This window comes from Salinimicrobium sp. CAU 1759 (assembly GCF_054482715.1).
Window position 1 is genome coordinate 354,366 of sequence record NZ_JBTLRK010000002.1, and the last position, 17,583, is coordinate 371,948.

General features: G+C 41.1%; 14 protein-coding genes. 8 read left to right on the forward strand and 6 right to left on the reverse strand.

The annotated features are described in order from the left end of the window. Together ACXYMT_RS12700 and ACXYMT_RS12705 are read left to right on the forward strand one after the other, a co-directional pair. Positions 1 to 1,594, forward strand: a 1,594-nt coding sequence (locus tag ACXYMT_RS12700) for a MopE-related protein (RefSeq protein ID WP_459059474.1), incomplete at its 5' end; no start/stop codon positions are given. Positions 1,595 to 2,063: 469 nt separating this feature from the next. After that, positions 2,064 to 4,955, forward strand: a complete 2,892-nt coding sequence (locus ACXYMT_RS12705) for a thrombospondin type 3 repeat-containing protein (protein ID WP_459059475.1) — start codon at positions 2,064 to 2,066, stop codon at positions 4,953 to 4,955. Positions 4,956 to 5,027: 72 nt separating this feature from the next. Here ACXYMT_RS12705 and ACXYMT_RS12710 read toward each other — a convergent pair whose 3' ends face one another. Continuing rightward, a complete protein-coding gene (locus tag ACXYMT_RS12710; RefSeq protein WP_459059476.1) occupies positions 5,028 to 6,299 on the reverse strand; it encodes a carboxypeptidase-like regulatory domain-containing protein in 1,272 nt (423 codons plus the stop codon). 541 nt (positions 6,300 to 6,840) lie between these two features. On the opposite strand from ACXYMT_RS12710, the gene ACXYMT_RS12715 reads away from it, so the two are divergent. The 4 genes from ACXYMT_RS12715 to ACXYMT_RS12730 are packed head-to-tail and all read left to right on the forward strand — an operon-like array spanning position 6,841 to position 13,865. Continuing rightward, the gene (locus tag ACXYMT_RS12715; protein ID WP_459059477.1) at positions 6,841 to 10,491 is read left to right on the forward strand and encodes a chemotaxis protein CheB; all 3,651 of its coding nucleotides are present in this window, start codon (positions 6,841 to 6,843) and stop codon (positions 10,489 to 10,491) included. Between the two features lie 4 nt (positions 10,492 to 10,495). Then, positions 10,496 to 12,724, forward strand: coding sequence for an ATP-binding protein (locus tag ACXYMT_RS12720; RefSeq protein ID WP_459059478.1), 2,229 nt, complete (start codon positions 10,496 to 10,498; stop codon positions 12,722 to 12,724). A gap of 3 nt (positions 12,725 to 12,727) precedes the next feature. Then, positions 12,728 to 13,297 (forward strand): response regulator, encoded by a 570-nt coding sequence (locus ACXYMT_RS12725; RefSeq protein WP_459059479.1) that lies wholly within the window; start codon positions 12,728 to 12,730, stop codon positions 13,295 to 13,297. Continuing rightward, positions 13,275 to 13,865 carry a biliverdin-producing heme oxygenase gene (locus tag ACXYMT_RS12730; protein ID WP_459059480.1) on the forward strand — a complete coding sequence of 197 codons (591 nt, stop codon included), beginning with the start codon at positions 13,275 to 13,277 and terminating at the stop codon, positions 13,863 to 13,865. The genes ACXYMT_RS12725 and ACXYMT_RS12730 overlap by 23 nt, the downstream gene beginning before the upstream one ends. Here the strand turns inward: ACXYMT_RS12730 and ACXYMT_RS12735 are convergent. Both ACXYMT_RS12735 and ACXYMT_RS12740 read right to left on the reverse strand, forming a co-directional pair. Beyond that, a complete protein-coding gene (locus tag ACXYMT_RS12735) occupies positions 13,833 to 14,483 on the reverse strand; it encodes a class I SAM-dependent DNA methyltransferase (protein ID WP_459059481.1) in 651 nt (216 codons plus the stop codon). The two genes, ACXYMT_RS12730 and ACXYMT_RS12735, sit on opposite strands and share 33 nt — an antisense overlap. Further along, positions 14,459 to 14,818 (reverse strand): SpoIIAA family protein, encoded by a 360-nt coding sequence (locus tag ACXYMT_RS12740; RefSeq protein ID WP_459059482.1) that lies wholly within the window; start codon positions 14,816 to 14,818, stop codon positions 14,459 to 14,461. Before ACXYMT_RS12740 ends, ACXYMT_RS12735 begins: the two co-directional genes overlap by 25 nt. Positions 14,819 to 15,332: 514 nt before the next feature. On the opposite strand from ACXYMT_RS12740, the gene ACXYMT_RS12745 reads away from it, so the two are divergent. After that, positions 15,333 to 15,833 carry a VOC family protein gene (locus ACXYMT_RS12745; protein WP_459059483.1) on the forward strand — a complete coding sequence of 167 codons (501 nt, stop codon included), beginning with the start codon at positions 15,333 to 15,335 and terminating at the stop codon, positions 15,831 to 15,833. A gap of 20 nt (positions 15,834 to 15,853) precedes the next feature. After that, positions 15,854 to 16,183, forward strand: a complete 330-nt coding sequence (locus tag ACXYMT_RS12750) for a DUF3140 domain-containing protein (RefSeq protein ID WP_459059484.1) — start codon at positions 15,854 to 15,856, stop codon at positions 16,181 to 16,183. A gap of 31 nt (positions 16,184 to 16,214) precedes the next feature. Here the strand turns inward: ACXYMT_RS12750 and ACXYMT_RS12755 are convergent, their stop codons facing one another. The 3 genes from ACXYMT_RS12755 to ACXYMT_RS12765 all read right to left on the reverse strand — a co-directional run bounded on the left by ACXYMT_RS12755 (position 16,215) and on the right by ACXYMT_RS12765 (position 17,462). Continuing rightward, on the reverse strand, positions 16,215 to 16,712 hold the full coding sequence (locus tag ACXYMT_RS12755; RefSeq protein WP_459059485.1) for a rhodanese-like domain-containing protein: 498 nt from the start codon (positions 16,710 to 16,712) through the stop codon (positions 16,215 to 16,217). A gap of 162 nt (positions 16,713 to 16,874) precedes the next feature. Continuing rightward, complete coding sequence (locus ACXYMT_RS12760; protein ID WP_459059486.1) at positions 16,875 to 17,195, reverse strand: hypothetical protein; 321 nt, start codon at positions 17,193 to 17,195, stop codon at positions 16,875 to 16,877. Positions 17,196 to 17,216: 21 nt separating this feature from the next. After that, positions 17,217 to 17,462, reverse strand: a complete 246-nt coding sequence (locus tag ACXYMT_RS12765; protein ID WP_459059487.1) for a hypothetical protein — start codon at positions 17,460 to 17,462, stop codon at positions 17,217 to 17,219. Between the last annotated feature and the right edge of the window lie 121 nt (positions 17,463 to 17,583).

The window sequence follows — 17,583 nt, forward strand, 5'->3', positions numbered from 1 at the left end:
CGATCTATATGGTGTTGATGATCCTGCTACAAATATAGACGCCTGTGAAAACCCTGGCGCCGGTTATGCCAGCCAGGCAGGAGATTGTAATGACAACGATCCCGCGATCAATCCCGGAGCTACTGAGGTTTGTGATGGTGTGGATAACAATTGTGATGGTAACATCGATGAAGGACTCACCACCAGCACCTGGTACGCTGATGCCGATGAGGATGATTACGGTGTCGATGATACGGCCACAAATATTGAAGCCTGTGAAAACCCTGGCGCCGGTTACGCCAGTCAGGCAGGAGATTGTAATGACAACGATCCCGCGATCAATCCCGGAGCTACAGAAGTTTGTGATGGTGTGGACAATGACTGTGATGGTTTAGTGGATACCGATGACGACTCCCTGGATCTATCCACCAGTACGATTTATTATGTAGATGCTGATGGCGACGGATATGGAGATGCTTCAGATACGGGAACAGCTTTCTGTACCACTCCTTCCAATGGCTGGAGCTTGAATAATGAAGATTGTAATGATGATCCAGCTACCGGTGCGGGCATTAATCCCTCCGCAACGGAACAACCCGATAACGGTATCGACGACGACTGTGATCCTTCAACTCCGGACACCGTGGAAGGAACTGATTCAGATGGAGATGGCATTACAGATGATGTGGACAATTGTCCTCTTTCTCCAAATTCTTCACAGGAAGATTATGACATTGATGGTGCCGGTGATGCCTGTGATGATGACATAGACGGAGACGGAGTGTTAAATGAAGAAGATTGTGATTCGTTTGATCCAAACATCGGAGTGGCCACAACAATTTATTTTATAGACAATGATAAGGATGGATACGGCGACGAATCTGATACCGGTGAAACTTTTTGCAGTGATCCCGGGGAGGGCTATAGTTTGAATAACATCGACTGTGATGATGAAGATCAATCCATATATCCGGGAGCCTTTGATATTCGTGGAGATGGAATAGATCAGGATTGTGATGGTAAGGACCAACCATTTGATTGTATAGGTACTGATGTTCTTAACATCATAGAACTTTGTTCTTATTCTCCGGACACCGAAAGGAGATGGTTAGTTAATAACCCAGCGAAGTGTGCAGTGGAAGTACGCTGGGAAATAAAGAAAGAGAAAACTTCTGAATCTTTTATAGCTTATAAAGGAGATAACATTTTTATTACCCCTGTGGCCGACAAATTTCCAACTCAAGTGGTAATTTATTGGAATGATAGTAAAGGTAAAAGTAAAAAAAGAACTTTAGCCTCAACTGGTCCATTGTGCCAAGAGGAAAATACAATCTATAGTTCATCTCTTTTAGAAACAGGAGTTACTGCCTACCCCAATCCAATGGGAGCAGACGGCTTCTATTTAAGCTTTCCTGCCGAACTGGGAGGACAGATCTTTACCGGCAATTTATACGACTATAATGGTCGATTTCTAATAGGACAGGATTTCCAGGTGCCTATAGGAGGTGGAGATATTTTCTGGAATCTGGATCACAGTGAATGGGATCAGGGAATTTACATCCTGAAATTACAGAACAGTGTTCATAATTATCAGATCCAGTTAATGAAGAACTAAATTTAATAGATAATTAAAAAAACAGGCGAATCGGTCTCAGGAGAATTATGCGGATTAAACTTCCGGGGCCGATTTTTTTATCCCCCTAAAAGGTGATTGTGGGATCCTTTTTTTAGAGGTAATTTTATAACTCATCCTTTACTAGAAAAATGTAGTACAAGGTATGACTAAAGTTTGCTGTATTATAATAGCAATTCAAAGACCGGAGTTCAGTGGTAACATTTTTGGGGGAAGGTGTTACTGCCGAAGCCGGTTTTTTGTCATCTAATTTTCGTAGATAACATTTCCCCAGTCCATATTACAGGGTAATCTTTTCTTACAGGCCTTACTGTCATCCAGAAAAATACACTTATGGTCGAAAAACATGCTAACTGCTGAATACTAGTTATTTATATTTTATAAATTTAGAATAATTATTACTGCTTTCCCGACATCCCTACCCTGGGTGAAGCCTAAAATTTCTCTTACTATGAAAAATTTATACACTTTCTACGGGAAGGTGGTATCGCTATTTGCTACTCCTTCAAATTTCTTTTCAAAAAAGGCTTTTTCAGCATTCACACTACTTGTGGCCTTTAGTGTAAACCTTTCAGCTCAAAAAACTCTTGTTGTTGACAGTAATGATGATACTTCAGACGTCAATTTGAGTGACGGAATTTGTGCAGACTTTAAAGGAAATTGTACTCTTCGTGCAGCTATTGAAACTGCAAATCAAACTTCAGAAACCAACGCAATTCATTTTAGTCTTCGTGGCAAATCTCCATATGTTATTGTTCTTACAGGGGATCTGCCGGTGATTACTGAAACCGTAATATTAGATGCTACAACTCAGAAAGACTACTCCTGGTCTTCACCAGTTATTGTGGTAGATGGAGGTGGAGTCGCTAAATTCGGTTTTAAACTTGAAGGACAATCATCGGAAAGTACCATACAAGGTTTTGTAATGGGAAATTTCAATTTTATTAATGAAAATAATATACTTGGAAACGGAACTGCCATTTATGCCAATGAAACAGGATCTCATAAAATTAGAGGTAATTTCTTAGGTGTAAACCCGGATGGAACATCTGCTTTTTCAAATATGTTTGGAGTGGCACTGGTGAATAGTTCGGGAAATACAATAGGTGGATTGGAACCTGGAGATAGAAATGTTATTTCCGGTAATTATATAAAGGCAGGTTGGGGTATAGGCATTTTTATACATGGAGTGAATTCGTTCAGCAACAATATACAAGGAAACTTTGTTGGGACTGATGTTACAGGTACACGGGCTATTCCAAACCACTGGGGTATTGTAACCCATGAGGGAGCCAACAATACTTTGATTGGAGGCGCTACTGCTCAGACCCGGAATATCATTTCCGGAAATATTCGTACCGGGGTGTATGTCTTAAGTCCTGACAACATTATCTCCGGGAACTACATTGGATTAGGGCAGAATGGGGAAATGCTTGCCTATTTTGGAGAATCACGCCAGCAGGGAATACGCTTGTGGACCGAGGCTGCATCAAATAACACGATTGGCGGACTAGAACCAGGAGAAGGTAATGTCATTTCGGGAAATATTTATTTCAACGCAATTACTATAGGGGCACTTTCAGAAAACCCCCTGACAGGCAGCAAGATTCTTGGGAATTACATAGGAACAGATCCTTCAGGACAAATTGCAATACCTAATTACAGAGGAATATCCCATACAGCCGAGAGAACAACTATTGCCAACAATGTAGTTTCTGGAAATTATTCATTAGGAATACAAATTCACGATTCAAAAGAAACAGTGATGTATAACAATCTTATTGGAACTAAGGCTGACGGGATTTCTCCAATGGGTAATGGTAAAAATGGAATTATGATAGTCAACGGAAGCACAAATAATGAAATCGGTAGTTCCTCAATAGGTAAGGGTAATACTATAGCCTTTAATGAGGGTGCTGGTATTCTTATTAGTTACTTTGATAATATTGGATCTCAGGTCACAACCCAGCCTATAAATAATTCTCTTTGGGGAAACAGGATCTTTGGAAATACTACTTTGGGAATAGATCTCAATAGTGATGGAATTTCAAAGAATGATCTACAGGATGAAGATGAAGGCGCGAATCTTATTCAAAATTTCCCTGTCCTAAGTGAGGAAATAATTCTTCTGGACCAGAAATTGGACTTACAGTATATGGTTTCTTCGAGTCCGCTGTATTCGGCATATCCATTAAGTATTGATTTCTACAGAAGTGATGGTACGGGACAGGGCCAAGAGTTATTAGGTTCAAATTCTTATTCAGAAATGGACTATAACCAGGATATACCAAAGAATATTTCCCTTTTTCTACCTCCCGATGTTGATTTGGCTTCAGGTGATTTCATAGTCGCAACTGCAACCGATGCCAACGGCAATACTTCAGAATTTAGTGCCGAAGTTCAGGTGATTGGTGACTGTACCCCGCAAACCTGGTACGTAGATGCCGATAATGATAGCCACGGAATTGATTCAGCAGAGACTAATATTTCTTCCTGTAATCAACCTGAAGGGAATTATGTCACTAAGGCGGGAGATTGTGATGATAATGATGCCGCAATAAATCCTGATGCAGAAGATTTTCCTGATGACGACATTGATCAAAATTGTGACGGAGTAGATGCTACCACTGAAATAGTTGACACTGACGGAGATGGAGTTGCAGATTCAGAAGATAATTGTCCGGAGGTGGCAAATCCCGATCAGCTGGATTCAAATGGAAACGGAATTGGAGATGCCTGTGAAAATACTTCTTGTCTTGGAACAGATGTTTTAACTGTCAGTGATTGTACTTCGGGTTCAAATGTTTCCTGGACGGTCAATAATCCGGGAGATTGTGCTGTAGATGTGCGATGGGAGGTAAGGAAAGGACCGGAGTCGGGTGCTTTTACTCTAAATGCCTGGGAAACAACAGAATTTGTTACTTCAGTTGCCTCCAAGGGGCAAACCCAGGTAATCCTCTACTGGAATGACAGTACCGGCGCCGAAACTAAGATAAGTGCAAATGCAAGCGGTACTGATTGTACTGCATCAGCATCACTAAGTTCTACTAATGTAGGGGAAGAGAAAACACCTGGTGAGGCACCTTCTGCTTACCCCAATCCGGTAGAGAGCAAAGGCTTCTATGTGAGTTTTCCTGAAAATCTGGGTGGTGCTTATTTCACTGGATCTGTTTACGATTTGAATAATCGAATGATCGGCAGTAATGTTTTTGATGTTCCGTTGGGTGGGAAAGATATCTACTGGAACATAAGTACAGAAGGATGGGAACCGGGAGTTTATATCTTAAGGCTAGACAGTAACAGTAGCCCAGGATCTTATCAGATTAACCTGCTCAAGGAATAGATTATATATTCATAAAAAAAGATACTCCTGAAAAATGTCATTTTCAGGAGTATCTTTTTAATGTGAACAGAATTAGTTATTTTCCAGCTTATCTCTAATCTTATCTATTGCACTTTCAATTGATTCATCTGGTTCGATGATATTGTTCTCCCCCCAGAAAGAAAGGTCGGCAAAGCCAGTAACATCATCGTTCATGATCACTCTTCGGCTTAAGAAGGTATCATCCTTTTTTACCTTTTCAGGGTTAATTTCCCAATTGGTGACTGCAAGTTCGCTGTTAACCTTATAGCGGGAATTGAAGAGCTTACGTTTCCAGTTGACCACAAATTCTAGTTGGGTATGGCCATATCCAAAATACCAGCGGCCATCCTTCTCGCGATAGGTGATATCATAGTTCACTTCGACCGGATAAACCTTTGTTCCACCGGGTTTTTTCTTCACAAAAAGATCTGTCGCGGCAGAGCGGTTATCTACATTTAGGTTAAATGATGCTTTTGCCAGGGAGAATGTACTGGCATCGATAAATAATTTACCATAGTACCAGGGCATGCTTTTATCCATTTCTTCAAAATTTACCACATATAAGTATTGATCATCGATCTTTGTTGGATCATCAAAACTGAATTTGAAATTGGCAAGATCCTGCTGATTAAAAATGTTTGTCGGGTTCTTCATGATATCAATGCTCAGAGGATTATAAGGACCACCCCTAAGTTTTAGTGCAACTGTATCCAGTCTGTCATAATCAGCTGTTTTACGAGCTTTTACAAGAGCGATATCATCATCTGCATTGGAGTCATAAGGTTGCTTGTGGATCTTGACTACAGCTTCAGACAGGGAGACATTTTTGCGACCTCTTTTGATGGCTTCCCTGTAAAAAGCTGTCATTGTAGTACGATCGTTGAAATAATTCGTGCCTCTTGTCTCAAGCATGTTCCGTACTAAAGCTACGGGATCTGTATAGGTGAAAACAGCCACTTCCTGAAGCTCCTCGAGAGATTCCTGAAGCTCGATCACCACTTCCTCTTGTTGAAAGAACTGCAAAGGCAGGACACGACTTTGAAAGCCGAGATAGGAAACCTGTACATTTACATCTTCCAGGCTTTTTGGAATTTTAAGAGAGAATTCCCCGTCACTGTTGGTCACAGTAGCAATATTGGAGTTTTGAACTGTAAGGTAAGCTCCGGCAAGCGGGTCATCATTTCGGCTGTTCACTACAAGCCCTTTATATTCGGTAAAATCACTTATAGTTTGCTGAAATGCTGCAACGGCCCCGGTGGGAAAACTAAAAACCAATATTAGAATTAACAGGGGCCTGACGAAATTAAAGCTGGTATTTCTCATGGCGCAAGTTTTATAGGAATTATCTCTCCAAGATACTGAATTTTAGTTAATTGTTAAGATCAAGAACTAGAAATTTTAAGAGTCAAAATAGGGGAAAATCCCTGCCACATAATTTGAATAGTCTACTTAATAGTGCTAAATTTAATAGTCTAAATATCAACTATTTGTGACGAGTTTTTAATTGTTGAAAAGGAAGGGAGAAAGATCACTGGTGTGCCTTTTAAAGGGGAAGAAGGCTCATCATTCTTTTCTCTTCCATTTTTTATTTCTTTCTTAGACTGTTTTCATTTCTTTAATCGGCACCTAAACTTTAACACATACCGTTTTTTCTTCTAACCATCTGTGTTTTAGCTTAATTTGGAGAGCTTCATTTTTACGGCAAATGTTACTTAACAGATCATTAACAGCAAAAAATAGGAGATAGGATTAATTTCACGGCTTGTAATTCTTTTTAAGACAGGTTGAGCTTTGTCCTGCTTCATATCAGGGTGTCCCCGGAAATAGTTTCTTCTAAGGGAGCTTTATTGACCTCTATTCAAATATGAGTAAAAAAATAAGTAATTCCCCGACCTTACGATCAGAAATTTCCACCATCCCTGTAGAATCCAGAATTGTGGCTATTGGAGCCAGTGCCGGCGGCCTTGAGGCTCTTAAAGCTTTTTTTGAAAATGTACCGCAGGAGACGAAAAGTGCATATATTATCATTCAACATCTTTCTCCCGATTATAAGAGTATGATGGGAGAGTTGCTCGCCCGCAGTACCGGTCTACCTATCAAGGAGGTGCAGGAAGGAATGCAAGTCCTTGAGGGGCATATCTATTTGATCCCTCCTGTAAATAACCTGGTCATAAGGAATAACCTGTTGCATTTGCTGGAAAAGCCGAAAAATCCAACCCTGAATCTTCCCATTGATATGTTCTTTGAATCATTGGCAAGAGAGCACCGCGAAAAGGCTATTGGTATTATCCTTAGTGGTACAGGGAGCGATGGAACTCGTGGAGCAAGGGCCATTAAGGAGAATGACGGCATGATCATGGTACAGGAGCCGGGAGAAGCACAATTCGACGGGATGCCTAAAAGTGCAATAAATACAGGCCTTGTTGATTATGTTTTACCCGTTAAAGAAATGGGGGTGGAGCTTGATAATTTTCTGTCAGCTCCTTCGATATTCCACTTTAAGGATGGAGATGTAGCTTATGACCAAACAGAGCTAATGAAGATCCTTAATTTTATTGATCAGGAAACAGGGCTGGATTTTCGGGAGTATAAAAGATCCACTTTGGCCCGAAGAGTAGCCCGAAGAGTTAGTGTCTGTAAATGCCGTTCTTTGTCGGAATATTTTTCTTATCTCTCAACTACACATGGAGAGGTGGATATCTTATACCGGGAATTCCTAATTGGGGTCACAAAGTTCTTTAGGGACAGTAAGGTTTGGGAAACCTTGCGGGAAAAAGTGATACCACAAATGATTGATTCCCGTAATAATGGCGATACTATTAAGATTTGGGATGTGGCCTGCAGTACCGGCGAAGAGGCATACTCCTTTGCTATGTGTTTCTTTGAAGAGATAGATAGGCAAGGGAAAGATATTGGCTTGAAAATTTTTGCTACAGATATTGCTGAGAAACATCTTGAAATTGGAGGGAGGGGACTTTACCCTGAAAGTATTGCTGCAGATGTTCCAGCCAATTTCCTTTCAAAATATTTTGCCAGTAAACCGCATAAATATGAAGTTGTAGAGAAACTGAGACGTTCGGTGATCTTTTCACGGCATAATGTGATCAAGAATCCGCCGTTTAGCAATATGGATCTTGTTTCGTGCCGAAATCTTCTCATATATTTTCAGCCTGCTATTCAGGCAAAGGCTTTAAGCGTTTTGCATTACAGCTTGAAGAAGGACGGATTTCTGGTGCTAGGGACCAGTGAAAGCACTCATACACAGGAAAATAATTTTGCTGAAGTTGATCGAAAATGGAAGATCTACAGGAATATTCGTCCCAGCAGTAGACTTGAAGGTGGCATATCTCATACCCCGTCAAACATTGTACGGGGAAAATCACAAGGGAACAGACCGGCAACTGAAAGTATAACCTATAAACCCCCAACAGGCTCAAATCATCAAAAGCTTACAAGTGAATTTAATGAAACTGTATTGGATCATTTTAAAGCAGCCAGTGTTTATGTGGACTCCGATTATAACATCCTTGAGGCAATTGGAGAGTTTAGGAAGTATGCCAATCTTCCTGTAAGTGGCTTTTCCACGAATTTGCTGGACATGTTGGGTACAGATCTTAAGTATCTTGTGCAGAATAGCCTGAAAAGGGCTAAAAAACTTGAGCAAAAAGTTTATTATAAAGATGCTGTTTTTGAGCACCATGGTGAAAAAAAAGGCGTAGACATATTGGTTAAACCTCTTGCAAATAACCACCTCGACTCCGGAAGCACCTTTATGATCACTTTTCTGGAAAAGGAACTCAACCTGGACAATGTTGAGAAGGTGGATAATATTACCCTTACGACCCGCACAAAGGAATATGTTTCAAACCTTGAGGAAGAGCTTAAACAAACAAAAGAGGAATTACAAACCTCTCTTGAGGAGATTGAAACGAGCAATGAAGAATTACAGGCAGCCAATGAAGAGTTGTTGGCTTCTAATGAAGAATTGCAAAGTACTAATGAAGAGCTGCAAAGTGTTAACGAAGAAATTAATACTGTTAATGCCGAGAACCTTCAGAAAATGGATGATCTGGCAGCCCTTAATGCAGATATAAATAACCTGCTGGAAAGCACCCAGATAGGAACCATATTCCTGGATTCTTCCCTATGTATAAGAAAATTCACTCCTGCGATCAGACAGCATTTTAGTTTTTTGAATTCAGATGTGGGGCGCCCAATTAGCCATTTTACAGGTAATATTGGGAAAAGTAATCTCCTTGAGCGATGTAAAAGAGTGCTAAATTCTGGAAAGACTTTGGAGAAGGCTGTGGTTTCTAAGGAAGGTATCCGCTACTTAAGAAGAATTTCCCCGTATATCAATTCCGGTCAGGAGATTGACGGAGTCGTCATTACGTTTATCGAGATAGAAAATCTTCAAAAGTCAAAGGAAAAATTACAGGCTAGTGAGAGGAGGTTCAAAAGCTTTTACGAAGAGGATCCGGTTATGCATATTAGCGTGAATCCTCAAAACTACAAGATTCTCCATTGTAACAAAATGACTATAAAGCAGCTTAAGTATGAATCCAAGGAAGAGCTGGTTGGAAGATCAATTTACGATCTGTACAATGAAGATTCACAAGTAGAGGCGCTAAAATCCAGCAAAGAATTTGCTGAAAAAGGTGTGCTCGTAAACGTGGAGCAGAAAATCCTTACTAAGGACGGAGAGGCTTTACCTGTTATCCTTAATGCCATTGCTGAAACAGATGAAGATGATAATATCATTACCATAAGGTATACCTTTGTGGAAATTGCGGCTCTTAAAAAAGCTGAAGATCAGCTTAAAGAGCAAAAAGCCGATCTGGAGAGGGCAAACCGGGATCTTGAGCAATTTGTTTCTATTTGTACTCACGACCTTCAGGAACCTTTGTCTACCATTAAATTTGGTATTGATATTCTTGGGAAGATCTATTCTCCAAAACTGGACGAGAAAGGCCAGAACTATGTCGCTTATATTAAACAGGCTTCAACCCGATTATCTGAACAGATCCGCGCTCTTTTAGAACATTCCAGGATTGGAAGAAATGGAGTGAAAAAAATGGTGGATACCAGGGAATTGGTAGAGGTTGTGAAATATGATCTTGGCAAAAGAGTTAAAGATACCATGGCAAAGATCCATATTGGAGATCTGCCTAAGATCGAGGGATATGAGGTAGAACTAAGACTGCTCTTCCAGAACCTTATTAGTAATGCAATAAAGTATACTCCAAAAGACAGAAATCCCGAAGTGAGGATCTCAGCGTATCAAGAGGATGATTATTGGGTGTTCTCTGTTGTAGATAATGGCGTAGGGATCGCAAAAGAAGACCAGGATAAAATTTTCACTATTTTTAATAGAGTTAAAAAGCACGAGAGTTATGAGGGAACTGGGGTAGGGCTTGCTCATGTGGAAAAGATCGTTCACCTGCACGAAGGTACGATCTGGGTAGATTCCCAGGAAGGTGTAGGAAGTTCATTTTATTTTAAGATCAAGGCTTAAGAAGATGGCTGCATCCGAAAATTACCCAGAGCTGGTGAATCTGGAAAATTGTGCCCGGGAACCTATCCATATCATCGGAAAAATCCAGGAACATGGGGTTTTGTTGGCCTGTAGTGCAGCTAACCTCGAGATCACCCAGGCATCCCGAAACACTGCAGACTTTTTCGGGATCCAAGTGGAGGATCTTCTAGGTAAGCCACTATCATTTCTGCTGGGAGACCAGCAGGTGCAGCTTATAAATGGATCTTCTGAGAAGGAAGAGGAGAATGCGCCACAGGAAGTAGTCGTGAAGGAGAAAAAATTTGTGGTTTTTTCCCATTTTTCGAACGAAAGCCTCGTGCTGGATTTTGAACCTGTTAAAGAGATGCAGGACCCCTTCTTTTTTCAGAAGGAATTGACCAATGTTCTTAACCGGTTTCAGAATGCCAAGTCACTTGGAGCGCTTGTAGACGAGGCAGCAGGTCTTACCCGAAAAATGTTTGGTTATGACCGGGTGATGATATACAGGTTTGATGAAGAATGGAATGGGGAGGTGATTGCCGAATGTAAAAATGAGAACATGGAGTCATGGCTGGAATTTCATTATCCGGCTACAGATATTCCCGAGCAATCGAGAAAACTATTTTTAAAGCACAGGGTAAGACTCATTACCAATGTTCACTACAAACCCGTTCCCATAGAACCTGAATTTTCTCCGCTTACAGGAGAGGCACTCGATATTTCCAGGTCGGGACTGCGGGCTGTTTCACCTATTCATATTGAATACCTGAAAAACATGGGAGTGGGCGCCTCTCTTACGGCTGCTATCATAGTCAAAGGAAAGCTGTGGGGGCTTATTGCCTGCCATCATAACAGCAAGAAGTACCTGGACCTTTATCAGCGGGAGACTTGCCGCTTCCTGGCACAGATGTTCTCTAATGAAATTACCCTGCATGAGACCAGTAACTTGTTGAGCAAGTCTGAACTTACAGAGAACATTCGCCGTCAACTCATGGCTCAGATGAAGTATCACCAGGACATCGTGGCGGCTTTGAACAGAGATACCGTAAAGTTTACCGATCTTATAGAATGTACAGGAGGGGCAATATATTATATTGACAAGTGGGAGCTAAGCGGTAAAACGCCAACTCCTGAACAGCTCGATACGCTCCTTGAAAATTTTATTAAAAAGCAGTCAAAAAGCCTTTTTTTGACACGTAATCTCTCTGGACTTTTTCCTGATGCCGCAGCTTATTGTGAAGAGGCTTCGGGATTAATTAGCTTGAGGATATCAGACAATAAATATGTATTGTGGTTTAGGCCACAGGTGGCTCAGGTGATCAACTGGGGAGGTAATCCAAACCTGAAGGGGCACTATAACGAAAAAGAAGACAGAATAAGCCCCCGAAGATCATTCGAGAAGTGGAGCGAGAAACTAACCGGCTTTGCCGAACCCTGGCATCAAATTGATAAGAATAATGCCCGCTCCCTGCGGGAAAATATCAGCTATTTCTTATTACATATCCAGCGTAAGGAAATCGAAGCTTTAAATGAAAAATTACTTGCAGCACATAAGGAGCTGGAACTATTCAGTTACGGGCTTTCCCATGATCTTAGAGCTCCGGTTAGAGGAATGGAAGGTTTTATAAAGATCCTTCAGGAAGATTACGGGCAGCTTTTGGGGGAAGAAGGGAATTACATGCTAGAAATGAGCAATGGACTCATTGAGAAAATGAATACGCTTATTGATGACATCCTGGAATACTTCCGGTTGGGGCATTCTGGTGCAATAAGGAGGAAACCGGTCGATACTGCTTCAGTTTTAAGGGAAGTTGTAGATCTTTTCAATATACCTATTAACTTTCCGAAGACCAATCTTATAATTCAGCGGGATTTACCGGTAGTTGAGGGAGAGCGAAGAATGATCTTTCAATTGTGGTCTAATCTTTTAAATAATGCTCTAAAGTATTCTTCTGAAGAAGAGAAGCCATTAGTGGAGATCGGGTTTCAGAATATTAAAGGGCGAAAGAGGTTTTTTATAAAAGACAATGGAATAGGTGTAGAACCAAAGTTTCAGAAAACCATTTTTGATACATTTAGAAGAGCTGCCGGTAGCCGGTTCAAGGGCACCGGAGTAGGCCTGGCTATAGTAAAGCGCATTATTGAAAAACATAAAGGTGAGGTGTGGCTGGAAAGTGAACCCGGTAGGGGTTCTGTTTTTTATTTTTACCTTGAGCCTCCAAAGGAAGATTAATTTATGATCAAGACGCCATTGAGAATTTTGCTGGTCGAAGACAATGAGGCTGACGTTTTAATTACAAGGCGCAATCTTCAAAAACTTATAGCCAACCCCATTATAGAGGTAGTCGAGGATCTTTCTTCCTGCAGGGACAAGCTTATAAATTTTATACCCGATGTAGTAATTTCAGATTATAATCTTCCCACCTGTACAGGGCTGGAGGTGATGCAGCTGGTACAGGAGAGATCTCCCAACCTGCCATTCATCTTTCTCACAGGAACGGTTGATGATGAAGAGCTGGCAGCTAACACCATACTTGCCGGTGCTTCGGGTTACATTTTAAAGAAAGATATGAGCCATCTGGAAGAGAAACTAAAGCCCTTGCTCAATAAGATCGTTTTTAAAATGAGTGAAAAACAGGAAGTGCGGGAACGGCTAAGACAAAATAAGATCGCGATCAACCAGATCTATGATTACCTCGATAAGCTAAAGGCCGATAGTAAGGAGCAGAAGGAAAATATCACTAAGATCAAGGGAAAAATTAGAGAAAATAATTTGTTGAAGAATGATGATGACAGCAAAGCTTAAGGCAGAAACACAGGAACTTCATGACCAGATCGAGGAAAAGAACCTGGCAAGACAAATTATGGATGGCAGTATAGATCTGGAAACATATAAGCTTCTCCTACTCCAGAATTACATTGCCTATAAACACACAGAAACTGAAATTCACAGGTTTTTACCGAACTACACCGGCAGTAAACATTTACAGTTAAGGCGAGATCTTGAGAACCTGGAAATGACCACTGCTATACCTCCCAAAAATGTTGATTTTCAATGTAATTCTCCTGCTGAGGCTTTAGGGGCTGCTTATGTTGTAGAAGGATCTGCCTTAGGAGGAATGGTCCTTGCAAAAAAGCTAAAGAATTGTCCTGCTTTGGAAGGTCTCCCGGCGCAGAACTTTTTTAATGGTGATAAGGAGAACCTGAAGGAGTGGCGAAACTTTAAAGAGCAATTGGAACATTACCCATTCAGTCAATCTGAAGAAGTCGAGGCTATCCAGAAAGCCAAAGACACCTTTCGATTCTTTGAAAAGATCTTTGATCTCGAGTTCTCTTCAATTCTAGATCCTGCTTTCAAAAACAAGGGACAATAATCTCGGAATATTTTTTCTATCATCTTCATCAAAGTGCTCATTGAGATCAAGAAGCTTGAACTTGTTCGCCTTAGCGGCATTGAGAAAATCTGAAAGATGATGTGTAAAGGCTGGAGGAGTGTGTATGCCCTCGCTGGTCTCAAAATTTGCCCTGCTGCCTGAATATTGCCTGCCGGGATGTAACTCACAGATATAGAATTTTCCATTGCGTTTTAAAGCTCTTCCGGCTTCGGCAAAGATGAAGTCGAGATCTTCCACATGTTCAAGTACCAAACTGCAAGTTATTAGGTTGGCCCAACCGGGATTAACAGGCCAATCTATGGTGATGTCAGCCTCTTTAAAATGAACATTTTCGGCCTTAATTTTTTCTTTTGCTTTCCCTATCATTTTAGGGGAAAGGTCAATAGCCGTCACAAAATCGGCTTTTTCTGAGAGCCAGCCGGTGTTTTTCCCGGTGCCGCAGCCCAGCTCCAGGATGTTTCCATAATGAGGATTTAGGAAAGTCTTTCGCAGCACTTCCCCCTCCAGATCACGGGTCCTGTTCCTCATACTGTCATATGATGCGGCCCAGACGTTATAGGAGTCACCGGTTGTTAATTTGCTATTTTCCTGATCCAATTTTTAGCCTCGTCTTTTTGGGTTAAATCGTAATATTTTTTACTGGCACCTGTGAAGGGTTTCATTAGCCGGGTTAATTCCTTTTCCCATTTTTTGTCACCTACCATAGCTATTCTTTCCAGCTTCTCCTTGTTCCTGAAATCAAATTTTAGATCCTGCCACATGGCACTAAGGCTCCAACCTTCAAATTCCTGCATTTCAAAATACCACCTTATGACCCCGAAGCTTTCAATTTTTTCTTCCAGTAAAGGAATCAGCCGGTCATAGTCTTCATTGGTTAATTTTCCTTCTGCTACTGTGTAAACTATGTTGTGTTCTAAATGAATGGAGATCATAGTTCGATTTTATCACAATTTCCAAAGAAAAGTAGATTCTGCCAATAAAAAGGAAAGGTCCTGTGGTTAAGCTATTGTTAATCTGTGCTTAAGAAGTGTTAAGAGTTCTCTCTAATTCTTTTTCAGGTGTTGATTGTGAGAGCAACTCCTATACTTTTTCACCGGCAGGCTAAAAAATTTCCCGGGAGCGCAGTGGCTATAGTGGTATGGGCACATAGTTAAGGAACGAACATTATTATTTTAGCGGCAAGGTTTTCCATCCTTCAAACAGCAACTGAATTTGCCCTTTTTGGAAGCCGGTGAAGTAAGAGGGAATCTGTTATCCATATTCGAAATAACAACAGCAATTTCCCCTTTTTGAAACCTCTGTTTTTATGATTCCTTTAAAAGAGCTTTTCTATAAGCTTTCATATCTTGGTGAAAATCAGGTAGATATAAAACACAGATGTAATATTACGAGCACCACGAGGAATAGCAGGAGAAATTTCGGCAAGGCCGATAAAAATGTAGAAGGATGCCAGATAATGGAAATTACAAAACCCCCGAAACTACGAGGATAGGACATGTGCATCTCAAGGTGGCCGATCTTGAGAAGGCCCTCTTGTTCTATAATGGAATCCTGGGTTTTCAGGTGACGCAGATGATGAATGACTCGGCTGCATTTTTATCGGCCGGGGGTTATCATCACCATATTGGTCTTAACACATGGCATAGCAAGGACGCACCCCCGGCTTCAAAAGCTGGAGTAGGACTTTATCATACAGCTATTTTGTACAAGAGCAGGAAAGAGTTGGCAGAAGTGCTGCAACGTTTAATCGATGCGGAATATCCACTTACCGGTGCCGCAGATCATGGAGTATCTGAAGCGCTATATCTCAATGATCCCGATGGCAATGGAGTGGAGTTGTACTATGACCGACCACCAGATAGATGGCCGAGAAACAGAGATGGATCCCTTGGAATGTATAGTAAAGCCTTACATCTAGATGATTTGCTGGCGGAATTGAATGAATAAGATTTTAACTGTTAAAATTTATGGTAGAGAATAAAGATGAAGTTTATAAAGAATTTAATGATCTCGTGAACCTGAGTCCGGGAGAACTGGAAGACTGGCTTAAAACAGAGGAGTCAAAAGAAGTAGGCCAGGACAGTGGAGACGGGGAATCTATTGGTAGAAAGAGTGCTAAAAAGATCATCGAGATCAAGAGAAAAAAGAAAGCAGACCTTACTGAAGCCGATTATGAACATATGCAAAAGGTAAAGGGATATATTAGCCGGCACAAGGCGCAAAAGCCGGATAGTGGGGTCAAAGATTCACCATGGCGGTACAGCCTTATGAACTGGGGCTATGATCCTTTAAAATAAGTAGCTTTAATATCTTCAGGAACTTGATAAGTTATTCCGCAGTAGGATAACCTCGATCTATCCAGTCAACCTTGATGTTCTCCCGCAGATTAAGGAGTCGGTGATTAGTAAAGGCCATGTCATTGAGCAAACTAAAAGCAGGTCGAACATTTGGACAGATATTAAAGGGACAGCATCCACAATAGATAACGATGTCTGTATTCCTGGGAAGGGCTTCAAGTTCTTTTTTAAGGTTCTTTAGAGCCTGTTCTTCCCCTGAAGGTCCTGTGTCCTTTGAACCGGGTATAATTCCACCTGCACCCAGACTAAAGATGACAAGGCTGTCATTAGGATCATCTATTAGTTGCACAAGGTCCCTTGGCTCCAAAAGTTGCTGTTCTGTCCAGGGTTCTCCGTTTCCTTTGGATGTGGAAGCTTCAGGTGATGCTTCTATCATTTTCTTTTCAGACAATTGATCTTCACCAGCGTCATTTTTACAGGAGGTGATGACAAGCGAGCAGCTAATTACTAGGTAAAGGAATTTTTTCATCGGGACTTATTTGAGTGCAAAAATAACATTACTGATGTCAACTTCTAACATTTTTTCAGGGTCTTTAGAAATTCAAACATGAAGAATTAATAATGCAATCATATCCCCGCAACAATATCCTGAATCTGCGAACTCCGAACAACCAGCCAAACAGACTGCCAACTAATTCTTCGGCGGCGTGATCATAATGTGGGCCCGGTGAGTTCCAGGATCCATAATCCAGGGCATTCCCGGAGCAAAAGGTTTTTCGGGCAGTCCTGTTGATTCTGCAGTAGCGTAGGGTATGTAGATGACATATCTAAAATGACCGTCCTTCAACTCCCCGGTTTCCTTGTTATAATTTTCTTCACTTCCGCTAAGAATGGTAGTCATTCCGGGAGAATCAGTTAAGGATAATTTTCCGGCTTCGGCTTCTGTTTTTCTCATTTCCCGCTTTTCCATTTCTCCTTTTCCTTCCGCAGAAAGTTCGCGTCCCCTTGACATAAATGGTTCCAGCTTTTTAGACTAACAGGTAACGCTGATTCCTTCTTTATTGGGATCGTCGGCCAAACAAACGAGGTGATTAGTTCCTTTTTTCAGGACAACCATTTCTCCTTTTTCATTGAAACCATAGACCATTACTCCTTCCCGAAGCTCTTCGGGTGCTGCGAGACTGGCTGTTTTGATCTGAATTTCGGCAGGTAAAACATCTGTTTGAGCAAAAAGTATTGCGGGAATACAAAACGCGAAAAGGCTGGTAAGAATTTTCATGAATAATGAATTTAGAGATTACTGCAGCTTAAAGATAGGAAATAAGCATTAGCAGAAAAAAGATAATAGAGATTAGGGCCGGTTGTTGAGAACCACCGGGATTTGCACAGTTTAGCTTGTG